This is a genomic window from candidate division WOR-3 bacterium, from assembly GCA_026418155.1.
In the GTDB taxonomy this organism is placed as follows: Bacteria; Hydrothermota; Tepidihabitantia; order Tepidihabitantales; family CAIPLT01; genus JAOABV01.
On record JAOABV010000024.1, the window covers coordinates 1 to 24277 of the forward strand.

The window sequence follows — 24277 nt, forward strand, 5'->3', positions numbered from 1 at the left end:
TCTTTGACAAAATGGTTCTTTAATCGACCGGATTGCCGAAAGGCAAAGATTAAACTTCAAAACAGAAAAATACGAGTTCGAACTAAAAACTAACTCCTCTTAAACTTATACTTTTGAACCATCAAACTTTTGAACTATTGAACTTTTGAACTTTGTCTTTTTCTTGGTTCGTGATTAATTCAGCGATAGAATGTTTAAGGTTCAAAGGCTCAAAGGTTCAAGGCGCCAAGGTTCAAAGGGTCAAGGTTCAAGGGTTCAAAGGTGAAAGGGATTAGGTGGATTCAGCGGTAAAATAGATGCTGAATCAAATTCTTAATGACTCAAAAAGTTAGCAATTTTCTAACTTCTTGGTAATCTGACCTATGCTTTATACAATTTCTGGATTAATTGCGCGTAATTTTTGCTTAAAGCGATATTTCGGCGTGCCATTGCAATCTTAACTGTAGTTAGTGCTTTTTTCAGTTGCCAGCGCTTACCTTCTGACCAATAAAAATTAGGAATGGATTTGGCTGGTGTTAAAACATTAGCCAATATTCCCCATACGGCACCAGTTGGAATCATTACGCCAATTGCAATTTTAGTGTGGTCGCCAATGAAACAACCCACTTTTAACTGCTGAGTATCAATTGTTTTTTTGCCGATTTTAACTTTTACGGTTGAATAGTTGTTCTTCAAATCAGAATTGGTTGTGCCTGCTCCAAGATTGACCCATTCTGCCAGATAAGAATGTCCCAGAAATCCATAGTGATGTTTGTTAACAAATCCTTGCAAGATTGAGGCTTCAATTTCTCCTGAAACCCGACAATTTTCTCCAATGGTTGTGCCGTTACTAATTTTCCCTTGGTCAACAATAGTATTTTTGCCAATGTAAACCGGACCATTGATTCTGGAAAGTGCGAGGATTTTCGCACCTTCGTCAATAAAAACCGGGCCGTCGCGTAAGTCAATTACTGCTCCGGCTTCAATTTCTGCTCCGGAACCAACATAAAGTTTGTCTGGATTGCCGAAAATAATTGCTTGTTCACTGATTTTGCCCAAAACTGCTGAATTGCTAAAATCATTAATCAGTTCCTGATAATTATTAACTATTAAATCCCAGGGATAATTTATACTGATTGCTGGTATTTCCCGATGCGGCAGTTTTAATTTACGAATCGTTTTGGTGTTAATCGGAATTTGTTTGACTCTAAAGTTTTTAACTCTAAAGCCAATAATCTCGTTCTGCGGATTGGTAAAAATTTCTTCGTCACCACTAATATTAATTCGCATTTTTAGTATGGCTCTACTGGATAAAAATAGTGACATCGTATCATCTGACACGAATTCGTTTATAACTAACTCGGGATACTTTTCTTTTAAGAGGGGCTTAAGAATTGGACGAACTAAAAGCCCAATTTTTTCTTCGGAATAGAACCGCTGATATTTCTCCAATAAGGTAAATCGGCCGCAAAACAAATCCGCTACTGAGCGAAAATAGACCAAAGGCAGAAAATGCTGATAGTATTCGTCTTCATAAATGTAGAGCATACCTTAGATTAACGAAAATAATCTCAAAGTCAATATGGGACATTTTGCTCATATCGGTTAAGCCCAAGCACGGTCTATAAAAATCAGACATCAATTATCCCAATTGAGTATTAGGTGCAGTTGAATCTATGAAAGCGGACAGCAGAGTTAATTCGGAGTTAAAATCGCTTAATCCATAGTGAGCCGAAATCTTTATATTTATGAGCATTCGGCAATTGCATTTAGTTCATATGGTTTGGCAGTGCTAATTTTCACTTTCGCAAAATCACCAATTTTTAGATTCCGTCCTTTTATTTTTACTACGCCATCAATCTCCGGAGCATCAAATTCTGTTCGACCAATGTAATAGGATTTTGAGTAACTATCGATTATGACTTTTAGTTCTTTGCCAATAAAACTTTGCATTCGTGCTAAAGAAATCTGCTGTTGCGTGCGCATTATTAGGTCTAAACGTTCTCTTTTTATCTTTTCGGGAATTTGGTTAGGCAAAGCATAAGCAATTGTCCCTGGTTCTCGAGAGTATGTAAAACAGCCTAAATGGGCAAATTTTTGTTCTCGGACAAATTCTAAAAGTTCCTCAAAATCCTTTTCGGTCTCATTCGGAAAACCGACAATCAAACTGGTGCGTATGGCAATCTTTGGTATCGTTCTTAATTTATCAATAAGTTGCTCAACTTGTTTTCGGGTATAAGGCCGATTCATTGTTTTTAAGATATTATCTGAAATGTGTTGTAATGGCAAATCCACATAACGGCATATTGAGGGATTATCTTTATAGACTTGAATTAATTCATCAGTCCAATGGGCGGGATGCGTATAAAGAACTCTTAACCAGGCAATCTCTTTTATCTTAACAAGGTTGCTTAATAATCTGGCTAATGATAATTCAGCATAAACATCTTTACCATATAAGGTTGTATCTTGAGCAATCAGGATTATTTCTTTGACTTTATTTTGGATAAGTCTTTGGGCTTCTTGGCGAAGGTCATCTATTTTCCGACTCCGAAATCGTCCCCGAAGGGCTGGAATTAAACAATAAGTGCAGCAATTATCACAGCCGTCAGCAATTTTCAAATATGCGTAATGATTTGTGCTAATCAAGCGTGGGGTTTGATAATTGGCTAAAGAGTTCGGGTTATCTGAGATTTTTACAGGATGGTCTTGAATTACTTTTCCTATTGCAGATAAATTATCAATGCCAATGATTCTATCAACTTCTGGGTATTTATCTAATATTAGATTTTTGTATCTTTGAACTAAACAGCCGGCAACAATTACTTTTTTTATTTTGCCTTTTTTCTTATAAGCGATTACTTTCTGAATCCAGGTTTCGGCTTCTTTTACCGCGGATTGCAAAAAAGCACAAGTGTTAATAATACAGACATCGGAATTCTGCCAATGGAAACTTAACTCATAGTCTTCTTGCGCCAAATGACCTAAAATTATTTCTGAATCGACCAGATTTTTCGGACAGCCTAAAGAGATTAAAGATACTTTCATATTAAGCAATAAGACGGTAAAGCCAAAGGGCGCAAAAATTATAGTGACGCTTTGACATTTTACTTAATTTGTTGCAACGACTCAAGGATTTTAGATCTTGCTGATGTTGGAAACAGGTTTGAGAAATGATAAGTCTTTTCTGTTTACTTCTCACTCTTTTCGGCTCTGACCATTTTGGCCGTAGCCGTGGCAATTAGGGTTCCTTCTTGGTCTTTAATCAACGCTGAGCCCAAAAGCAATTTGCCTTTTTGCTTTTCAATCGTGCCTATAATTGTAACTGGTTTATTAGTAAGTAACGGTTTTTTGTATCGGACTGTTAGTTCACCGGTTACTGCATCCACACCACAGGTTCGGCAGGCCCAAGCAATGGCTTCATCAAGTAAGGTTGCGATAATTCCGCCATGAATAATATCTTGAAATCCTTCATATTCTTTAGTCGGAGTAAATGTCGTCTCGACACCATTAGGAATTGGTGTGAATTTTAATTTTAAGCCAATCGGATTATCTTGACCACAGGCAAAACAGCGGTTACTACTTTTGACAATCATTTGACTATGCGCACGCCTTTAGGAATTGTGAACTTAAAAAGTTTCGGTGAAAGATTTTTATTAATTACTAAATTGCTCAATTGAAATTCAATTTCATTCTTTGAGGCATCGGAAAATAAGAATTGCTCAATCAGATTCGATTGCTTATGGACATAAAATTTTAATTGCTTAAAAAGTGTTGTCTTATCAGAAGTATCTTGGATTAACTCCCATACCCAATAGCCGGTTTTCTCTGATAACTTAAAGCGTAAAGAATCTGCAAACAGGGCATCAAAAATCTTAAAGAAATTGACTGATAAATTTTGCGGTTGAATATAAACCGTCTTTTGTTTTGGCAGATAGATATAAAGATTGATACTATCTAAGACAATAATTTGAGGCTCTGGGCTGATTACTTCTAAGCGACTAAAACAGGGTCGGGCAATAAAAAATTTGCCTTCAAATTTGCGACAAGTGCCTTCTAATTCGGAACAGACAGTTTGGACAAATTTACCTTGCATAGTTTTGATTTGAGCATAAGTGTTTTTTAAGTTATGGAACAATTCTTTTTGTTTGGGATATACTGAACTAACAAGTAAAATTATTGTGGTTATAATTATCATCAGCAACTTTGGCATATTCTTACCTGATTTTTACAGATGCGTTTGATGTCTCTGCCATTATTGAGACACAATTAAATTCTAATCAATTTTGTTTTCTCCATTAGCGACACACAATAGAGTTCTACTCAATGCTTGTCTATTAATAGGTTCTAATTAATTTCTGCTAATGTTTTTACCATCAGCGAGACACAATTAAATTCTAATCAATTTTGTTTTCTCTATTAGCGATACACAATAGAGTTCTACTCAATGCTTCTCTATTATAGTTTCTAATTGATTTTGCTTTTTTGTGTTTTCGCCATCTGTGAGTGACAATTGCCTTATATTTTAGATTCTAATCAATTTAATTTTACTATCGGCGATTCATAAGTCTTAGTTATTATAAATTCTAATTAAGCATTCGTCAATATACAAATGCAATGTCTGCAAGGACAAATATTGCGAAATATGTCGATTGATAACCAAGGTCAATGAATTAGATGAGCAAAATCGATATCCACAAAGATTTCTAAGCCGCCGCAGAAACAAAGATAAAATTACTGCTAATTGGTCAACAGTTGTGCGAAAATTTAGATTCTCTGAACATTGGTTTCGACTTATTCAGCGCTCTTCTAATATCAAGATTGACAATTAAATATTTAGCGATAGTATATTAATTTTATTATTATCAGGATTGACAATTTAGCATTTAGCGATAGTATAATAGTTTTACTATGTCTGACAAAATAGCAAGGAATGAAGAAAAATTAAATGTGGGCATTGTTGGTGCCACGGGATTAGTAGGTGAAACTTTGATTAAAGTTTTAGAACAGCGAAATTTTCCAGTAAAGAGACTTATACTTTTCTCGTCTGAAAAGAGTAAAGGCATTAAGATTAAATTCCATTCCGATGAAATTGAGGTTGAACCGCTAACTAAAGAGAGTTTTAAGCATCTTGACCTCGTCTTTTTTGCCATCGAAGAACATCTTGCCCGAGAGTGGATTCCTCTTGCCCAAAAAGAATGTCTGGTGATTGATAAATCATCAGCCTTTCGGCTTAAGCAAGATGTGCCTTTAGTAGTGCCGGAAGTAAATATTGACAAGATTAAAGAACATAAGAATCTTATTGCTAATCCTAATTGCACGACAATTCCTTTAGTTATAGTTCTGTCACCTTTGCATAAAGCATTCGGAATAAAAAGAGTTATTGTTTCTACTTATCAATCAGTAAGTGGTGCAGGCCGAGATGCCATAAATGAATTTTTCTATGAGACTGAAGTTTTAGCAGTTGGTGAAAAAATTACGAAAGATGCTGATAGTGTTTTTTCAGCCCCAATCGCTGGTAATATAATTCCGCAAATTGGCAGTTTTGACCAACAAGGATACTCGTCAGAAGAAAAAAAGATTATAGAAGAGACAAGAAAAATTTTAGAACTGCCGAAACTGGCGATTAGTGCGACTTGTGTGCGGGTGCCGGTAAAAATCGGCCATTGTGAATCGGTCAATATTGAATTGGAAAAAGAAACCAATCTGGATAAAGTAATTAGAATCTTAAAGTCAACGCCAAGTATAAAGGTTTTTGATGATGATAAGTACCCAATGCCCATTGATGTGGAAAATAAAGATGAAGTCTATGTTGGCAGAATCCGAAAAGATACTGCTTTCGAAAATGGCATCGTATTATGGCTTGTTTGTGATAATCTTCGTAAAGGTGCGGCAACTAATGCTGTCCAAATCGCTGAGGCGATTTTAAAGATAAACGCACAAACTAAAAATGATAATGATTAATTTTTTTAGTTTTAGAATGTTTTTTAGTGTGGTCTTATATGATTAAATCCTTTTTAGTTTTAGAATGTTTTTTCAGTGTTCTCTTTTCATATATTCCTGACACAACTAATCGCTTTTATTTTACTAACCATAAATTTATTCCTTATCCGATAACATCAACTTATTACCGAGCAGAATCGACACATAGTTATGATGTTCGGCATTATCAACTCAATTTAACGCTACCTATGACAAGTGGTGCTTATGATGCCTACGAAGTAATTAAAATTATTCCCCAAGAGAATAACTTTGATACCTTTAATCTCCATTTTGTTAATTTGGTTTGTGATTCGGTAAAGCGTAATGGTATCCATCTTGATTTTTTAGCCAATAATGGTCGCTTGAAAATTACTTTAGACCGACCATTTAGTATTGGTGAAACTTGTAAAGTCGAGATTTTCTATCGTCGGCTATCTGGGACCGCGAATCGGGGTTTCTATTTTTATACCCGGGCGCAAACTGGCTACCATAATCTTGCTTATACAACCTATTCACCATATGATGCCCGATACTGGTTTGCCTGTTTTGATGAATTGTGGGATAAAGCCGAAGAGGGATGCGAAATTAATGTCACAGTGCCTGATTCTTTTACAGTTTGCTCTAATGGCTTGTTGGATAGCGTAAAGACCTTTGCTGGATACAAAACCTTTTACTGGCGACATTGCTATCCGATTGCAACTTATCTGATGACTTTCACTGCAACTATTTATGCTACCTGGAGCCATTGGTATCGACCAAATCCGTCAGAATCCATTGAAATTAAATACTATATTTGGCGCAATGATTCAGCAGTTTCGGTTTCTGCTTTTCAAAATGTGCTTGATATGATGAATTTCTATGTTGGATTATACGGACCATATCCTTTTGAAAAATATGGGATGAATGCAGTTTATCCTTTCTTATGGGGCGGAATGGAAAATCAGACAATGACTATGATTCATCGCAACTGGCTGGTTGGTAATGATAATGGCATTGCCCATGAACTTTCTCATATGTGGTATGGTGATAAAGTTACGTGTTTTGGTTGGCCGAATGTTTGGCTCAATGAAGGCTTTGCCACCTATTCGGATGCTCTTTATATGAAACGCCGGTTTGGTCAGGCATATTTTATGAGTCTGATGAACCAACGCGCTAATAGTTACTTTAATGAGGATAACTCAGTCCGCTTTCCCTTATATAATCCGCCATTTAATTATATCTTCTCCTGGGGACACGAATATTGTAAAGGCTCTTGGGTGCTTCATATGTTAAGATATATTGAAGGCGATACAATGGATACTCCGGGTATTTTTTTCCAAGCAATGCGTGTTTATGCCGATTCTTTTGCCTACAAAAATGCATCAACCGAAGATTATAAGAGAATTCACGAACAAGTAACTGGTCGGGATTTAGATTGGTTTTTCTCAGAATGGATTTATCAAGCCGGCTATCCCAAATACTATTATAGTTGGCAGATTATTCCAACCGCAATTCCTGAAATATATTTGGTAATCGTTCAAATAAATCAGAATAATGGTGCTAATGCCCCACCAATTTTTCATATGCCTTTACAAATTAGATTTAGCGGAACAAATTTAGACACAACTGTAACTATTGCTGTAACATCAAATCCTCAAGTTGATACTTTTGAGTTTGGATTTAATCGTCTTCCTTCGTCAGTGACACTTGACCCTAATAATTGGATTCTAAAAAGAACCTATTTAGTAGGAGTCGACGAATTAGTTAACAATAATATTCAAAATAGACCCTATAAAATTTATCCTAATCCCAGCAAAGGTATAATAAGGATAGATTATAATCTGCCACAGGTCGGGAATTTAGAAATATCAATTTATAATTATGCCGGACAGGTAGTAAAAAAGATTGTGCCGGATAAATCTTCCCCACCAAAATACTTAATATGGGACGGTTCGGATAATAATGGCGAAAAAGTTGGTGCTGGTGTTTATTTTATTACTATTGGCACTTGCAGTAATTACTATACCGAGAAAATTATCCTTTTGCCATAATATAGTATTTTTCTTGGAGCAATTGTGTTTAATGTATGGATTTCAGAATTTTATTGGTTTTAAGTGGTGTTTGTGATAATGATAAAATATGTTTAATGTTATTATATTAGGCATTACTAGTCTTTTGACCGATATTTCCACTGAGATGGTTTATCCGATTATTCCGTTTTTTCTTACAAGTCTTGGTGCTGGTCCGGCAATTTTAGGGTTAATTGAAGGTATTGCGGAAAGTCTGGCAAGTTTATTAAAAGTATTTTCAGGATATTTTTCGGATAAGATAAGAAAACGAAAACCGGTTGCGATTTTGGGTTATAGTTCGTCAACCTTGGGTAAACTTTTGCTATATCTCTCAACCAGTTGGATTGGAGTTTTATTGGGTCGAATCATTGACCGGTTTGGTAAAGGCATAAGAACTGCACCGCGTGACGCTTTGATTGCGGATAGCACACCTCAAGATAAACGCGGCCGGGCATATGGTCTACATCGGGCAATGGATACCTTAGGCGCAGCCATTGGTGTGCTTTTGGCTTATTCCTTCTTAAAAATCAACACCCCTAACTACCAAGGAATTTTTCTTTTATCTTTAATTCCTGCAGTCCTTGGTGTCATCATGCTCTTTTTCGCCCGAGAACAGATTAAATCAAGTTGGCAAAGAAAAGAGCGATTAAAATTTCAATGGCGAAACTTGCCTCAACGATTAAGGTTATTCCTAATTATTATCTTTATTTTTGCTTTAGGAAATTCCTCTAATCAGTTTTTGATATTAAGAGCAAAAAATTTAGGATATTCGGTTACTTCGGTTTTATTATTATATTTGTTTTATAACATTACTTATGGTATTTTATCTTTTCCCATTGGTAGGCTTTCTGATAAAATTGGCAGAAAAAAAATATTGATAATCGGCTATCTGATTTATGGTTTGGTCTATTTAGGATTTGCGGTCATTGGTAAGCCATCTTTTTTATGGTTGTTATTTGGAATTTATGGATTTTACAGTGCATTTACGGAAGGAGTTGAAAAAGCATTTGTCTCCGATGTTGCCCAACCCGAACTAAGAGGCACGCTCATCGGATTGCACGCAACTTTAGTTGGCATTGGTCTTTTGCCCGCATCATTAATTGCCGGGGCACTTTGGCAGGTATTTGGAGCATCTGCTCCATTCTTTTTTGGTGGCATTTTAGGAATTATCTCGGCAATAGGATTATTTTTTATAATATAAAATAATTGTTGACATATCTTACCTCTTATGTTAGAATATATTAATAAAAATTTTACTGGAGGCATTATGAGAAAACGATTAGTTTGTTATGGAGCATTTGTAATATTAGTTTTAGCCATTATTAATCTTTCCTGTAACCGCACCTCATCTAACTCTTTAAGAATTATTAGCATTAATGATAATAAACCCAAAAGGGTCGATATTATTGACCGCTTTGTTGATGATTATGGCGAAGAGCATGAATTAATTTCAGACCAACATGTGAGTATCGAAGTTGGTTATGTTGAGAAAGGGCTTGGATTACCGACTTATCCGACAAACTATACTGCCCGGGTTACGGATTATCGAGTAAAATTTAAACGGATTAAAATTAAGCCAACGGATAATGACAAATGGGTTCTTCAGGATGTAACCGGGACTACTAATATTACTATTCCTGCAGACCCTGAACTCCGTAATACAGTAAAAGCAAACATCAAAATTATACCCTGGCAATGGATAGAGTTTTATCGGGATAGTTTTGGAGAATTTGAACAAGGCGAGGGTGCACGTCTTAAAGCCACTATTATATTAAACGGATATGAAGAGTTAACTAATACTGCACTCTCTGATACCGGCTGGTTAGATATTAATATTGCGGATTATTGGGATGACCCACGCACGATTGGTGGTGTAAAGTAAGAGTAATTTAAACTAAATAGTCTTAATTCTTTAAGTCATATTTGATAGAGGTGTGCTTGAAGAAATTTTTATTAAGTGGGATTTTATTATTACTTATAACTACCGTTCAATCTGCACCATCAATTTGGGGAAACCGGGGACTGTTCAAAGTAGAAGACGCTAAAACGGAACAAACTGGATTAATGTCTCTATCAACCTATCTTCTTACTCATAAAACCGCGACCGATACCCTTTTCGGTGATTGGGTTATTCCGACAATAACTTATGATTTGGCGAGTTTTCTGCAAATATTTTTTAGTTCTGGACAAATTATAAAAGGCGATGCGGTCTTTCCAGAAATATGGCAGAGTGAATTTTTTAGCACAACTCGTGATATCGTTTTCGGCGGAAAATTAGGAATTAATCTCATACCTGTGTTGAAATTGGGCGGTAAAGTATCTTATGTTTTGCTTCAAAACGAGATATTAGGTTCGGTCATAGAAAAATCTGATGGTTTGAATTGGACTGGATTAGTTTCGTTACGCTTTAGCGACTTATATGCACCATTACCTAATCTCATTTTCAATTATGGCGAAGACAGAAATTTAAGAAACTACCGCGCCGGCTTTGAAATCGGTTCCGGGAGCGCAATATTTGTTGAAGCAGTAAGTAGTACGCCGAAAGTAAATAAAATATTTCAGAACCTCTTTGATAATTTAACAATAACCCCTGGTATGAGACTAAAAATTGGGGCCAATTCGTATCTGTCTTCGGGATTATTAATTGATGTGAAAAATCGGCCTGACTTTCCTGATTATACCGTAATTTTAGGGATGAGTGTTGGCAGTAGATTATTAGCACCCGCGGTTCCAAATTATGGAACATTAACCGGTACCGTTACGGATATTAAAACTGGTGCGCCATTATCAGCACAAATTAGTTTTCCCGATTATCCTAAAATAAGGCCAGTCCAAAGTTTAGCCCAAACCGGTATCTTTAAGGTAGATAAATTACCGGCTAAGGTTATCTATGTGGAGGTTAGTTGTGATGGTTATCAAAAACAGATAGTTCCCATTACGATTGAACCGAATAAAGTAGTTGCTTATGACTTTCGATTAAAACCATTAGTCACTTATGGTGTAGTTGCGGGAAATGTTTATGATGCATCTACGAAAAGGCCGTTATCAGCAGAAATCTCTCTTTCGATACCAGAAATTTTACCTGTTATTGCGGATTCATTAACCGGGGCTTTTCGTATTGACAAAGTTCCTACTGGCATTACTACACTTCATGTAAAAAAAGACGGCTATTTTTCTAAAGCACTTACGATTTTAGTTGAAGAAGATAAAGTTACCCATAATGATATTTCACTGGTATCATCAATTTCTCAAGGAACACTGACAGGCAGAATTAGCGATAAAATAACTCAACAACCTTTATTGGCTGAGATAACTTTTTCACCAGAAATCGGTATGGTATTAAATTCAGATAGTATGACCGGAATTTATCGAATTGATTTACCATCAGGAACTTATACACTTACGGTCAATGCTGAGGGATATATCCCAGCAACAAAAATTGTCCTAATTGGAAACAACACTTTAACGGAACAAAATTTCGAATTAATCCCTAAGACCTACCGGACGATATTTACTGGTAAAATAACTGACAAAAAAACTTCTTCTGGTCTAAAAGCCACGATATCTTTTCCGAATACTGATTTACCTGTGATTGCTACTGATTCTTTTTCTGGCATTTTCTATGCTGAGATTCCGATCGGTTCTTATCTTATTGAAGTAAAATCAGAGGGTTATATTCCGCAAAACACAATAATCATTTTAGAAAAAGATAAAGTATTAGAAAAGAATTTCGAATTAGTGCGAAAGGGAATGGCGATAATCCTGAAAGGTATAACCTTTGAATCTAATAAAGCAACAATCAAGCCGGAGTCTTATGATGCATTACAAGAAGCCGGTAAGATTTTACTCGATAATCCTAAAATAAAAGTGGAAATTCAAGGTCATACTGACAATATTGGTTCAGAAAAATACAATCAGGTGTTATCGGAAAAGCGGGCTTATGCGGTTAAAGAGTATTTAGTAAAAAATCTTGGCATTGCCGCTGACCGACTAATTGCTAAGGGTTATGGTTCGACAAAACCAATTGCCGATAATACTACTGAGCACGGTCGAGCCCTTAATCGTCGGGTTGAATTTGTTATTCTAAGTGAAGAATAATGATAATTTGTTATCTATCCGCAGTTTATATTATAAGCAAAATCACATAGGTTAGACCTAAAATGTATTTATAATACTTTTTCATAGATTAAAGCATCCTCACCATCAGGATAGTATTTTTTACGCTGATAAATTCGTCGGAAACCAAATTTTTCATAAAATTTCTGGGCAATAATATTAGAAAGCCTCACTTCTAAAAATATCTTTTTGCAATTTTTCTTTTGGGCAATTTCGATGATTTTGGCTAATAATTGACTCGCAATCCCTTGTCGCCGGAATTCCTGGGCAACCGCAATATTGGCAAGGTGAACTTCATCAGCAATAAACCAGGCATCGACATAACCGATAACTTTATCTTTTTCTTTAGCCACAAAACACTGCGCCTCTTTACGGCATATATCGTATTCAAAAAAACTTCTTTTCCAAGGTGAAACAAAGCAAGATTTTTCAATGGCCATTACTTGGTCTAAATCTTCAAGTGTCATCGGTTCAATCTGCATAAAACTTTTCCGAACTAATCTACCTCAGCAATATAGAAATCAGATGAAAGGTCCGATTGAAAATAGCAGAGAATTAATTTTCTCTGTAGATACTTTTAGATTTTTCGTTACACTAATTTATTCCATTTATTTATGAGATTTTGATATTGAATTTATGTCTTCTTTTTGATGGGAAACTGAATTTCCGTCTTTAGAGACTCAGCCGGAACTTTGGATGGGTCGTTTAGGTAGATTTCTCTTGCCGGTCCGCTGATGATATAATTATTTTTTTCCAGCCAAGACATAAAATTGAGATAGGTTGGACCGATTTTATCATAAGGTCCAATATAAATTGTTGAAGCAACTTCAGTTGGAGGTAATTTTTTAATTTTTATTAGTTTATCTTCTTTGGTGCTTGATGCAACTGGGATGCAAACTTCATAACGAGTCGATTCAGGAATAACTTTATTGGGGTCATCATAATAAATAGCAAAAGGCGTACCAGTTATGGTCACTTTGTTTAATAGTGCCCGACTCGTCAATTCAGCAAATGCCTTACCAACTTCGGCGTAAGGTCCTTTTTTCTCCAGCGAGATTACGCACATAGAATCGATTACTTTAGTAATCGCAATAAACCCAGATTGAGCCGTGGTCGATTGGGGAGAAGTTTCCTTTTTTGGACCACCACAACCGAGAATTAACAAGGCGACTAAACTTGATATTAATAATTTATCCATAAGTGCTCCTATTGTTATTAATTGATTGTTAACTTATTGTTATTAATTGATTGTTAACTTATTTAGCATAGTAAAAAAAAGATAAATGTCAATTAGTTTATAGTTTGTTTTAGAGCTTCTTTTAGTTATTCCCAAAAGATAAATACTAATTAGTCTGAAACAAAGAATTAACATTTATATAAAAAGTGAAAGAAAACTTGACAGAGCTTGAAATTGTCTCTAACATTTAAAAATGAAATTAAGACTGATTTTAACTTTTTTGATATGTTTATCAATCTTCTGCGCCAAAATCCAAGAAAAACTTTTTCAATACAATGACTTTATCTTTGGTAGTTATCTTACAATAAAGATTTTTGCTTCAGACTCAGTTCAAGCCAAAAGGTCAATCCGAAAAATCATGCGCACGCTTCGTCATATTGATACGGTTGCTTCGGTATATATTAAAGAAAGCGAAGTTTCTAAACTCAACCGAAAAGGCTGTGCAATAATGTCTCGAGAACTAAAAGAATTAATAATGAAAGCAATTGAAGTCTCAGAAAAATCCGAAGGTGCTTTCGATATTACCGTAAGACCGGCAATGAAGGTTTGGGGGTTGGATAGCCTCAATGTTAAGCAAAGTCCTGTTGCTGAAAAAAACTTTGATAGTGCCGTTGTCAATCTTATTAATTACAAAAAGATTCGCATTATTGGTGATTCGATATATTTAGCGCCGGGCATGGAACTTGATTTGGGTGGGCTTGCAGTGGGTTATGCAGTTGATAAGGCCTGTGAAGTTGCCAAAGCCTCAGGAATTAAATCGGGTTTAATTGATGCGGGCGGCGATATCGCCTGTTTTGGTAATAAAACTTATAAGATTGGTATCAGAAATCCATTTGGTAAAGGCGCAATAAAAGCAGTTAAGGTTAGAAATCAATCTATCTCAACCTCAGGCAGTTATGAAAAATTCATTCAAAAAAACAATAAAAAATATACTCATATTATCAATCCGAAAACAGGACAGCCGATTGTGGATAGTGTTGATAACCTTGTTAGTGTTACAGTTATTGCGGATAAGACCGTTGATGCCGATGCTTATGCTACTGCGGTTTTTGTTTTAGGCACAGATAAAGGTGCAGAATTGATTTCTTCATTAGGATTAAAAGGCATATTAATAACCAAAACCGGCAAATTGATTGAAATTGGTTTTTAGTAGATATGTCGGTAAGTAAAAAATTAAACTATCTGAATTAAATAAAAAATATAGTTTTACTGTCGCTCAATTTGAGTTTATTATAATTAGTTAAATGTGGTTAAACATAAGCAATACTTTGCGTATGACTGAATTTCCATTGAGCAATATATAATAAATGTCAAATTTTATGATGCATGCAAAATATAAATAATAATAAATTAAGAGAACACACTATTAAAAGACTACAAAAAGCAAAAATCAACATATTCTCAGAGTATGCAAGATATAAATAGTAAAAGACTACAAAAAGCAAAAAATCAACATATTCTCAGAGTATGCAAGATATAAATAGATTGAAAGAAGCAAAGTATTATAAGACAATACAGAAAGCAAAAAAAGAATTTGTCCAATGTGAACTCTGTCCCAATTTCTGTGTGATTGCAGAAGGAAAAGTAGGCTTGTGTTTAGGCCGAAAAAATATTGGTGGCAAACTTTATGCCATAAATTATGGCGAAGTAATCTCAATGGCGTTAGACCCAATTGAGAAAAAACCGTTATATCATTACTTTCCTGGTAGCCAAATATTTTCTATCGCGACCTATGGTTGTAATTTGCGTTGTCCCTTTTGTCAGAACTGGGAAATCTCACAACAGAAAATCAATGGTCGATATCTTTCACCCCAACAACTGATTGAAATTGCACAAAAATATCCAACAGTTGGCATTGCTTATACTTATACCGAACCGTTAATCTGGTTTGAGTATTTACAGGATGTTACGAAATTAGCCCGAAAGCAGGGACTAAAGAATGTTCTGGTGACAAATGGTATGATTAATCCTGAACCGTTAAACGAACTTCTGCCTTGGATTGATGCCTTAAATATCGATTTAAAATCTATTGATGAATCGTTTTATCAGGATTTTGTTAAAGGGAGTTTGCCAGCAGTAAAGACGACAATTGAGTTGGCGCAAAAAAAATGTCACATTGAGTTGACGAACCTGATTATTCCGACCAAAAATGACTCTAAAGAATCTTTGGAAAACTTAGTAAATTATGTGGCGAGTCTGGGTAAAGATACTGTGCTGCATTTTTCCCGATATTTTCCCCATTATCAATTGGATATTGTAATGACACCGTCAGAAAAATTACAACAAGCACTGAAAATTGCAAAAGAAAAATTAAATTATGTCTATGTCGGTAATATTTTAGGCTTTGATAATAACACTTATTGTCCTAATTGTAAAAACTTGCTTATTGACCGTGGTTATTTTACCGCTAAAATAGTTGGTATGAAAGATAACCAATGTAGTCGGTGCGGACATATTATTTATGGTAGATTTTAAGATTACCGAAATTATTTCTAAAAATAGTATTCCGTAATATTTTTATATGAAAATCCATCGTAAACAAATCAATTTCTCTATATTTTGCGTTTTAATCATAAGGGAAAATATTTTATGCGGCGTAGTGTCGGTCTAATAATTTTTATAGTTATTATCAGTGCTGTTATTGGTTCGGTCTTAGCATATCTTTTGTCGGCATTATTTCCTCCCGGACCGGTTTACAATCTCTTCTTTAAAGCAATTCAGATTGGTATTCCACAGTTTACCCTTAACCTTAAATTTATGACCTTGACATTCGGGATAATGTTTTCCATTACGGGTTTAACAATCCTTTTTATAATTCTGACGCTAATTTTCTTGAATCGCTTCTAATTTGTGAAAAACAACTGATACTGTATAGTAGAGAAAATTTATTATAGGAATTATTTTCTACGAATAAATAATCCGCAATACTTTTACGAAACCTTTTCAAAGCATTTAACAGCACAGTCTAAGTAAAAAGCAAAAGATAGAATTAAATTTTGTGGGAAATTAGGACTATAGTATTTTATTGTATAATAAAAACAGCCCAAACCCATCGAGCCACAGGCCTGTTTGACCGAGGAGGTAAAAGATTAGGCTACCTTATCTGCTATCCTATTGACTATCGCGAGGTTAAATCATTCGGTTACTTAAAGGACAATCGAAATATCTGTAGATTGGGCGGTCAGAAGGGTATGCCGGCGGGTTGCCGAGGGGTATGCCCCCCGGCCTGCCCCCTGGCTTGCCGACCGGCTTACCTATTAGGTGACCGAGAATGTCAGCCAAGCCTGTGGTTAAAAGGAAGTATAATTGAATTGATAACCGGGATTGTCTATTAATAAGAACAGCGGGACAGAGCAGGAAAAAACAAATAGAAAAGAATAGGCTTATCTTTAACTTACCAGAATTTCCACAAACATCGATTATATCTCATTGGTTATCAACAGAAACAGCAAAACGGAACATTAAAAAATGGAAGTGAATAAGTCCAATCGTATCAATATTTAGAAAATCTAACTGTTAGTATAACAAGAGATGACCTTTCAGATGTATTTCTGTACTTGTCCTTGAGGCTAAAGCAAGGTTACTCGTAAAATTTTTACGGATTTTCTTGCAATGAGTATATCCGATTAATAGAGAATGAGTTTCTTTTCGATTTGGGCTTTGCCTATAGTATACCTTAGGAAATAAATGCCTTGTGATAAATTATTTGATGCAATTGTCGTAGTATATGAACCCGGATTGAGATATTGGTCAATTACGGTTTTAACTAATCTGCCTGTAGCGTCATATAAGTTGATTAAAACTCTATTTGCAATCGGAACCGAATATTGAAGTGAAATGATGTCTGAAGTAGGATGAATATTTATGCTTAATTTATCAGTTTCAGATAAGCACTCAGTTTGTGTTTGTTTGGTAGTAGTTATTATTTGCTCTGTATATGCTATGTCTGTGCGATTAGAGATGGGCGATATTTCTGATTTGTCTTTATTAGGATTGAACCGCCAGAATTCATTAGTATTATTCCCTTTTAAGAGATAGACTCTGCCACCGGCATATGCCAAGCCGGCACCGGTTTTCGGAACACTCTTATTATCATTATTGAGTTTAGGAATTATTTCTAAGGGTGTCCAGATGCCAGTTATTCCTGGAGTGTATCGCCAAAAGTCTTGTTTACCTTTGCCTTTAATCATATAAAGCACAGTGCCATCAGTTGTCATTGCGGCGCCATCGCCAACTTTATTTTTCTTACCTAATTGAGGATGTCTTTGTGGACAGGATTCTTTTTCTACCCAGGTGTCCTGTTTGATATCGTAAAGATAAAAAGCATTATATTTGTCGCTACCTTTAAGTGCGTATATTGTATCTCTAATGCCCACAATCGCACTACCATCTTTCCAGGATTTTCCAAAATCACCAAGGTTTGCTTTGGATAACGAATACCAAAGATTGCTATTAGGCGCATAGGCAAAGAAATTTTCCGCATAGGGTGGTTGTCCACCGGCTAAAACATAGAGTAATGTATCCTTAAACCAGATGGAAGTGCCACCTTTTAATCCTTTAACGGATGGAACCCAAGTCTTAAATGTCCACCGGTTAGTAATAGTGTCGTATGCCCAAATCTCTTTTGTGCCAGCACCTTTTGTTGCCCAGATTGTATGGTTGCCGTCAAAACATAAAGAGGCACCTTTACCTGGTTTTTTCTTGTTTATTTCGTTATTATTAGGTGGTGGTTTAGGACCAAACCCAATACTTTCAACTTCTGACCAACTGCCTGCTTGGTATTTATAAAATTCATTTGACTTATTGCCACGAAAAGCATATAAAGAAGCGTTTACGCCAACTAAGGCACCACCATCTTTGACATATTTGCCCAAAACTCTGGTTGGAATGGGTTCTCTTTGTAGCCAAGCGGCAGTAAAAACATAGAAGGTGCGCACAGGAGAAAATTCTGACCAGTTACCAACACTATCTCGAACCCGAACCTTCCAGTTATAGATGCCAGTAGTAAATTCAGTGCTGATAAAAGTATCAGTCAAGATTCGGTTTACTGTGCCTGAATTGGGCAAGCCCGCAACAAAATTATAAACTGCTCCGGCTTCACCTGCTGAGTGCCAGACAAAATTTTGGACTGGGGTAAAGAAAGTATCGCCATCAGCAGGGGCAATCAAATTAGGAATTGCTGGTGGTGTAATATCAATTGTAAACCGCCATTCATTAGTAAAATCGCTCCAATTACCCGCAACATCTTTACAACGAACTTTCCACAGATAATTTCCACCAAAAAGATTGACATTATGGAGATAAGTCGTGTCCGTAAGATTCGTATTAATTACTTCAATAAACTTTTCGTTAATCTTTGACTTTAAGGTTGATTCTTCTGTTTTGTAGTTAAGGTCGGCAATTAATGATTCGGGTTTTAGGATAGTTTTTGATTTCTCATCCGACTCTTCCCGATTTACTACTAAATTATACAGCACTGCATCGGAAACCCTGCGCCAGACAAATCTCGGTTGCTGATTATTGCTGATACTCAAATTAGGGGGCAAGACAAGTATTGGAGATGACGGACTTTGCGTATCGATGATTAAAGTTCTACTTTCACTCCACGGGTCAGCCGGTAAGGGCCTTTCAACGCGCACTCGCCAATAGTAAATTGTATCGGGTAAAGGATGATTATTAGGTACTTGCCATTCAGAAACACTGGTTAAGGTATCAATTAAGCAATTCAGAAATTCTAAATTATTAGACACTTGAATTCGGTAACTGACAGCACTATCAACATCACTCCAATTAAAATAAGGTGTATTATCATTAGTGATTAAACCATTGCTGGGAAATTGGAGGGTTATTGGTATCGGGTTGACTGAGAAATATCTTTCTAACAAGTTATTATTTAAGTTATAATCAGTGGGTAAAGTCGTGTAAGCCTTAAAGAGATAAGTTCCTGGTTCCATTGACCGCCAAGGCATAAAACTAAGTTCAGCGGTTGACTGGCATGAAACACCTATAGCGGTATCTCTGTCAGTGTAAAGTAAATTCGCCGGTGTATAATTAACAGCAATATCATCAAGACATATCGTGCTTCGGTTCATTCTTCCTTTATTAACAAAGGCAATGTGAACCGATTTACCCGCATAAGAACTAAGCGGTATAATCTTTTCAGTCCAGGTAGTTGTTCGAATACCAAAGGCACTAAGTAATATCACAAAACTATTAATTGAATTATTAGTGGTAGAAAGCCATACTTCTAAAGAATCATCGGCAATAGAACCTGAACGGTACCAGAATCTTAACTCTCCGCCTTGAATATTTATTAAGGGAGTTATCAACCAGTCGTCGTTACCGCTCAGAGTATATTCTGGGTCACACTTCACAGCACCGGTTCCGCTATGAGTCGGACTTGAGGTGCGCTGCCATCTTGTTTGTCCAGCATCATTATTATAGATTATCCAATTTATTGGCGGAAAAGTCGTGCCTTCAAAACTTTCATAGAATCCACTTGCAGGTTTATAAATTTCCGCATTGACCGGAATATTTTGGATTTGACTACTGTTATTAGTGACAATTACTTTAGGAACGAATGCCACTCTTTTCCATTCAATTAAATTAGGACGGATGATACCTGAGACCATCACATCAGCAACAAGTTCTATGCCAACACTATCAATAAAGATATTATTGCCACCTTGAGCAAAAGCGTGAAAACTGACCAGTACGATATTGCCAATTCCTAAGTCTAAAGGCAAAGAATGTTTTTGCCATCCAGTGGTAGATGCATATCTTTCAAATTTATTGAGTCTGTGCCAAATGGCACCATAATTTGTTGATAGTTCTATAACTAAACTATCGGGACTACTATTAAGTGCATCGTGATACATATAGAAATTCAACCTCGCACCGTCAACTGTTCGCAAATCAAGGGGTGGTGTAATTAATCGGCTGTGGGCGCCAATGGGTGCATTATATGAATTATAACATGCTTGAGCAATTCCATCTAAAGGCAACTGTGAAGGATTAGAGCCATTTAATACTCGCATCCAATTACTGCCACCAGAAACAATAATTTCTTGTTCCCAACCAAAGGGTTCAAAGTTCACATCTTCAAAAGATTCAGCATAAGGGATTGTCAAAACAGGTAATGTGGCTTGGGTTGCGGACGGCGAAAATTTAGTTTCTAAATTTAATTGATTTCTGCCCTTACAATCAATCGTATACACAACTTGGGGCAAAAGATTCTTTACTTTGATTCCATTATCACCACCCCATTGGTTGTAAGTTGCCCAAACTACAGTATCAACTAATACACCGCTGGTATGGAGATATTTTATTGCTTTGGCACCATCTCTAATGCGAATTGCATATTGGGTATATGGTGGATTATTAGTGGGAGCAATCTTAACCTTAAAACTGCGATAACTAACATTAGATAGATTTGGCACATCAGGAACGCGAGCCAGTGTTACTGTGTCCTTTGCAGAGAATTTACTCTCGCCAAACTGATTATAGGCAGAAACCCGGAAATAGTAGCGTATATTGGGTAATAAATTTTGTGCGATGTAGATATTGACATTTGGACCAACCGAATCGATGATGGGAAATGTGCCATTCGGATTTGTGTCGCGGCGAATATAAAAGCCATTTTCATCATTGGAGTTATCAATCCAAGTTAATCTGATAATGTTATACCAAACATCCGTTAAAGTTAAATTAGAAGGCGGAATCGGAATTGGGACAGTAAAGAATCGCCAAGTTGCTGATGCGGTTGAGTTTGCTTTTGTTCCCTTTAAAAGATAAGTGTCATTATGTGCCCAAATCTGCCAATAATATTTACTTCTTGGTTTAATATCAATATAATTGAACACCGTGTCACTTTGGAGTGCGCTGACTTTTTTTAGTGGTGGATAGAGCGTGTCTAAAAAGACATCATAATAATCGGCAGCAATTGAACTACGCCAAATTAATCTTCCATTTACTGGTTGATTCACCGCACTATCACCTGGACTGACTAAATCAAATGGAAATGGTGGATTGGGTGTATATTCGTCGGCACCGATATCAGGACGAATTGAATCTCTAATTTGATTATCAAAATCATAATTGATATTAGCAATCGGAGTTCCTTTTTTATCGACACTGGCAGAATTAGGATTAATATGCAAATCACTCAAGGCAATAAAATTAGGATTACGACTTATGCTATTTAGGTCTTTGGAAGAGCGTGTGCGCCATTGTTGCAAGGTTGTGCAAGGTAAAGACCAGTAGCCAATTAATTGACCATTTTGTCCTGGAGTTGATACAAATAAGTCGTTATAATTAGAATTAAAACCAGCACTGGTGTTAGCACAATAAACCGCATAATGTTTTCCCTGTCCTGAGGTCTGACTGCGGTTATTGAAAACGATATTGTTCTTAAAATTAATAATACTGGCTCGGTTGCGATAAAAGCCATAAGAATTTGTGCTGGTCGAAAGTCCACTACCACCAATATAGATTGAATTATAATAAATATCCCAAAGCACATTATCGAAAGAATTTTCATGAATACCATAGATGGTTGCTCCTGAATGTGTGCGCAGAGCATCAAGATAAATAAAATTATTATCGATTATCGTAGGTTCGTTAACAGAGCTGTAATACAGATATATGCCCCGAAAAGTTGGATAAGTCCCTGCTGTCCAAAAATCACGAATTCGGTTGCGCGAGATTTTGGTTTTGACCACACTATAGTTGTGAATATCAATTCCCTGTAATAAAGTTGTGGTCTGTTGGGTCTGCGTATAGATATCGCATTCAGTTATTAAAGTATTATATGTATTGGACGCAAAGTAGATGCCGGTATTACTAAAATCATATATTCGGCACTTGCGGATGATATTGTGGGCATTATCCAGCGGTGTGTTTACACCACTAAAATATATTCCAAAATTCGCTGAAGTGACATTTGTGCCTGTAATATTACAATTTTCAATTAGATTATTACTATTACCAGATACTACGGTGTCAACAATAAAACTCAATACACCAGCAGTGTTAGAAAGAATATTGCTCTTCAACCAACAGTTTTTAATCGCATTATTAGATGCGCCATTATACAAACGCACGGCAGAACCAGTAGTAGATAAATTAGAAATAGTAAGACTATCTAAAGTGACATTGCTAATACCTTTCAAATCAATAATTGTTGTGCCATTATTGCCTTGAATTAAAGGTATTGAAGGACTATTCGGTTTAATTGTTAAGGACCAATTACCCCGACGATAACCAGTGGGTTTATTAAAAACTATGGGAAAGACTTCGTTGGGATACGAAGCATCAGTCAAACGAAACATAACATTGCCAGTAATTACTGAATTGTTCCAGAGACTACAGGCTGAAGTTAATCGTGGTAAGTCGCCTCCGATACCAACTAATTTAACACCAATCAGCGTATCATAAACCTTAAAACTACTGCGTAGCGTATCGTCAGCAAAATACTGTTCACCCTTAATTGCCACAGAACATTTTACTGCTTTTATTCCCGGGCTGAGACAGCGATATTTAGTATTAAAAGTATAATTTATCGAATCGCCAACTCCTAAATTAGCAAAACAGGTTTCGGCAATCATACTTGCTGGATATACTCGGTAAAAGACCAAAATCGTATCTTGGAGATTATAGCCATAATTCTTTAATCTTACGGTGACACTTATTGACTCTCCAGGTATCACTATATCCGGTGCAAAACTGACTTTATCCATCACCATATCATTATCATAAAGTTGTCGTTGTTCACATTCTAAGATTTTACCATTTCCTGCAATCACCATTTCATCATTTGCTTGGAATATTGGTTTGGTCGAACCCATTGATGGTCGGTACTTATTGAAATTGCCAATGGCAACTCCGTAGGTAATACCGCCCGTAGAAGGCATTAACCGATAATACCAATTATCGCCCGCATTCCAGAGAAGAATAGTATTATTTCCAATACCTGTAGCATTGCCGGCGCAGGCAACAATCTCATTGCCATGATGCAAATCATAAACATCACCAATCGCGACTTCACCAAAAGTTCCCCATTGATTATAGGCGCCTAATTGCTTAAGTGCCCAATTGTTACCCGAACGCGCCATTATGAATATATTGCCATAACTTTGGAAATTGAGACCGTTATAAATTACAATCTCATTTCCTGAATAATTGGGGTCAACATCACCTATTGCCACATCATAGAATGAAATAGTATTAGGTGTTGGTTGTAATAGTGGTGCCCAATACCAGTATGGTGCTGAATATCTTAATCTAAATAAGGCGCCAAAATGAGACACGACTGCAACCTCATTGCCAGGATAACTGGCATCAAAATCACCAATCGCAACACCATTTAAATAAGAACCATCACCCCAAGGAAATGAATCAAAGGCAAAAGTCGAGCCAGTCCAATGCATTCTAAATAGCGCCTTACCCGCAGTAAAAAACACTTCATTAATCCCATTACCATCAACATCACCAATTGCAATATCCGTAATGCCAAATGTACCAGTGCGAAAAGTGCGTGGTGAACTATTATTCGGTAATGATTCTTTTTGCCAAGTTGTGCCATTCCACCAGGCACGATACAACCGCGAAATCGTATCACTACCACCATAACGACCATAAATCATATCAGTGATACCATCATTATTGACATCACCAACTGCAGCACCAAAAAATCCAACACCAGCCGAATCAATCCAGCGACCATTAGCTCCGTGTCTTTGCCAACCAGATGTTGCCACTTTAATTGGTGGTACTGATGTCGTATCATTAATCAGTAAGGCATGCCGGGGTTCAGAAGACATTACGCAAAAAAATCGAACTGTATCATCCGCACTACCTTTGAACTTTGTGCCCACTGCAATATCCCGAAAAGTGCCAACCGGAAACGGTGGTGGTA

The 24277-nt window shown here is 36.3% G+C and carries 16 protein-coding genes; 9 read left to right on the top strand and 7 right to left on the bottom strand.

All coding sequences use genetic code 11. The features are described 5' to 3' along the window. Positions 1-360 precede the first annotated feature (360 nt). The 4 genes from N2201_04215 to N2201_04230 form a co-directional block, all read right to left on the bottom strand. The gene (locus N2201_04215) at positions 361-1527 is read right to left on the bottom strand and encodes a putative sugar nucleotidyl transferase (GenBank protein MCX7785417.1); all 1167 of its coding nucleotides are present in this window, start codon (positions 1525-1527) and stop codon (positions 361-363) included. 198 nt (positions 1528-1725) lie between these two features. Then, positions 1726-3027, bottom strand: coding sequence for a 30S ribosomal protein S12 methylthiotransferase RimO (gene rimO / locus N2201_04220; GenBank protein MCX7785418.1), 1302 nt, complete (start codon positions 3025-3027; stop codon positions 1726-1728). A 143-nt stretch (positions 3028-3170) separates the two neighbouring features. Beyond that, positions 3171-3575 (bottom strand): PaaI family thioesterase, encoded by a 405-nt coding sequence (locus tag N2201_04225; GenBank protein MCX7785419.1) that lies wholly within the window; start codon positions 3573-3575, stop codon positions 3171-3173. Next, positions 3572-4192: an outer membrane lipoprotein carrier protein LolA gene (locus tag N2201_04230; protein MCX7785420.1), complete on the bottom strand. Its 621-nt coding sequence runs from the start codon at positions 4190-4192 to the stop codon at positions 3572-3574. The genes N2201_04225 and N2201_04230 overlap by 4 nt, the downstream gene beginning before the upstream one ends. 698 nt (positions 4193-4890) lie before the next feature. On the opposite strand from N2201_04230, the gene N2201_04235 reads away from it, so the two are divergent. From N2201_04235 to N2201_04255, 5 genes are all read left to right on the top strand, one after another. Then, positions 4891-5943 (top strand): aspartate-semialdehyde dehydrogenase, encoded by a 1053-nt coding sequence (locus tag N2201_04235; GenBank protein ID MCX7785421.1) that lies wholly within the window; start codon positions 4891-4893, stop codon positions 5941-5943. A 38-nt stretch (positions 5944-5981) separates the two neighbouring features. Continuing rightward, positions 5982-7991: a M1 family aminopeptidase gene (locus tag N2201_04240; GenBank protein MCX7785422.1), complete on the top strand. Its 2010-nt coding sequence runs from the start codon at positions 5982-5984 to the stop codon at positions 7989-7991. A gap of 88 nt (positions 7992-8079) precedes the next feature. Further along, positions 8080-9210, top strand: a complete 1131-nt coding sequence (locus tag N2201_04245) for an MFS transporter (GenBank protein ID MCX7785423.1) — start codon at positions 8080-8082, stop codon at positions 9208-9210. A 66-nt stretch (positions 9211-9276) separates the two neighbouring features. Next, entirely contained in the window at positions 9277-9891 is a 615-nt protein-coding gene (locus tag N2201_04250) for a hypothetical protein (GenBank protein ID MCX7785424.1), read from the top strand. A gap of 56 nt (positions 9892-9947) precedes the next feature. Then, positions 9948-12107 carry an OmpA family protein gene (locus tag N2201_04255; GenBank protein ID MCX7785425.1) on the top strand — a complete coding sequence of 720 codons (2160 nt, stop codon included), beginning with the start codon at positions 9948-9950 and terminating at the stop codon, positions 12105-12107. Between the two features lie 68 nt (positions 12108-12175). Here N2201_04255 and rimI read toward each other — a convergent pair whose 3' ends face one another. Next, complete coding sequence (rimI, locus tag N2201_04260) at positions 12176-12607, bottom strand: ribosomal protein S18-alanine N-acetyltransferase (protein ID MCX7785426.1); 432 nt, start codon at positions 12605-12607, stop codon at positions 12176-12178. 152 nt (positions 12608-12759) lie between these two features. Then, the gene (locus N2201_04265) at positions 12760-13323 is read right to left on the bottom strand and encodes a GyrI-like domain-containing protein (GenBank protein MCX7785427.1); all 564 of its coding nucleotides are present in this window, start codon (positions 13321-13323) and stop codon (positions 12760-12762) included. A gap of 232 nt (positions 13324-13555) precedes the next feature. On the opposite strand from N2201_04265, the gene N2201_04270 reads away from it, so the two are divergent. The 4 genes from N2201_04270 to N2201_04285 all read left to right on the top strand — a co-directional run bounded on the left by N2201_04270 (position 13556) and on the right by N2201_04285 (position 16697). After that, positions 13556-14512, top strand: coding sequence for an FAD:protein FMN transferase (locus N2201_04270; GenBank protein MCX7785428.1), 957 nt, complete (start codon positions 13556-13558; stop codon positions 14510-14512). A 317-nt stretch (positions 14513-14829) separates the two neighbouring features. Beyond that, positions 14830-15837, top strand: a complete 1008-nt coding sequence (amrS, locus tag N2201_04275; GenBank protein MCX7785429.1) for an AmmeMemoRadiSam system radical SAM enzyme — start codon at positions 14830-14832, stop codon at positions 15835-15837. A 114-nt stretch (positions 15838-15951) separates the two neighbouring features. Further along, complete coding sequence (locus N2201_04280; GenBank protein ID MCX7785430.1) at positions 15952-16209, top strand: hypothetical protein; 258 nt, start codon at positions 15952-15954, stop codon at positions 16207-16209. Between the two features lie 149 nt (positions 16210-16358). After that, a complete protein-coding gene (locus N2201_04285) occupies positions 16359-16697 on the top strand; it encodes a hypothetical protein (GenBank protein ID MCX7785431.1) in 339 nt (112 codons plus the stop codon). Between the two features lie 291 nt (positions 16698-16988). Here the strand turns inward: N2201_04285 and N2201_04290 are convergent, their stop codons facing one another. After that, positions 16989-24236, bottom strand: a complete 7248-nt coding sequence (locus tag N2201_04290; protein ID MCX7785432.1) for a choice-of-anchor J domain-containing protein — start codon at positions 24234-24236, stop codon at positions 16989-16991. Positions 24237-24277 lie beyond the last annotated feature (41 nt).

What these genes read in the sequence shown, in the direction of transcription:
- N2201_04215 (MCX7785417.1), bottom strand. Translation starts at nt 1,527, where the DNA reads ATGCTCTACATTTATGAAGACGAATACTATCAGCATTTTCTGCCTTTG.
- rimO (MCX7785418.1), bottom strand. Translation starts at nt 3,027, where the DNA reads ATGAAAGTATCTTTAATCTCTTTAGGCTGTCCGAAAAATCTGGTCGAT.
- N2201_04225 (MCX7785419.1), bottom strand. Translation starts at nt 3,575, where the DNA reads ATGATTGTCAAAAGTAGTAACCGCTGTTTTGCCTGTGGTCAAGATAAT.
- N2201_04230 (MCX7785420.1), bottom strand. Translation starts at nt 4,192, where the DNA reads ATGCCAAAGTTGCTGATGATAATTATAACCACAATAATTTTACTTGTT.
- N2201_04235 (MCX7785421.1), top strand. Translation starts at nt 4,891, where the DNA reads ATGTCTGACAAAATAGCAAGGAATGAAGAAAAATTAAATGTGGGCATT.
- N2201_04240 (MCX7785422.1), top strand. Translation starts at nt 5,982, where the DNA reads ATGATTAAATCCTTTTTAGTTTTAGAATGTTTTTTCAGTGTTCTCTTT.
- N2201_04245 (MCX7785423.1), top strand. Translation starts at nt 8,080, where the DNA reads ATGTTTAATGTTATTATATTAGGCATTACTAGTCTTTTGACCGATATT.
- N2201_04250 (MCX7785424.1), top strand. Translation starts at nt 9,277, where the DNA reads ATGAGAAAACGATTAGTTTGTTATGGAGCATTTGTAATATTAGTTTTA.
- rimI (MCX7785426.1), bottom strand. Translation starts at nt 12,607, where the DNA reads ATGCAGATTGAACCGATGACACTTGAAGATTTAGACCAAGTAATGGCC.
- N2201_04265 (MCX7785427.1), bottom strand. Translation starts at nt 13,323, where the DNA reads ATGGATAAATTATTAATATCAAGTTTAGTCGCCTTGTTAATTCTCGGT.
- N2201_04270 (MCX7785428.1), top strand. Translation starts at nt 13,556, where the DNA reads ATGAAATTAAGACTGATTTTAACTTTTTTGATATGTTTATCAATCTTC.
- amrS (MCX7785429.1), top strand. Translation starts at nt 14,830, where the DNA reads ATGCAAGATATAAATAGATTGAAAGAAGCAAAGTATTATAAGACAATA.
- N2201_04280 (MCX7785430.1), top strand. Translation starts at nt 15,952, where the DNA reads ATGCGGCGTAGTGTCGGTCTAATAATTTTTATAGTTATTATCAGTGCT.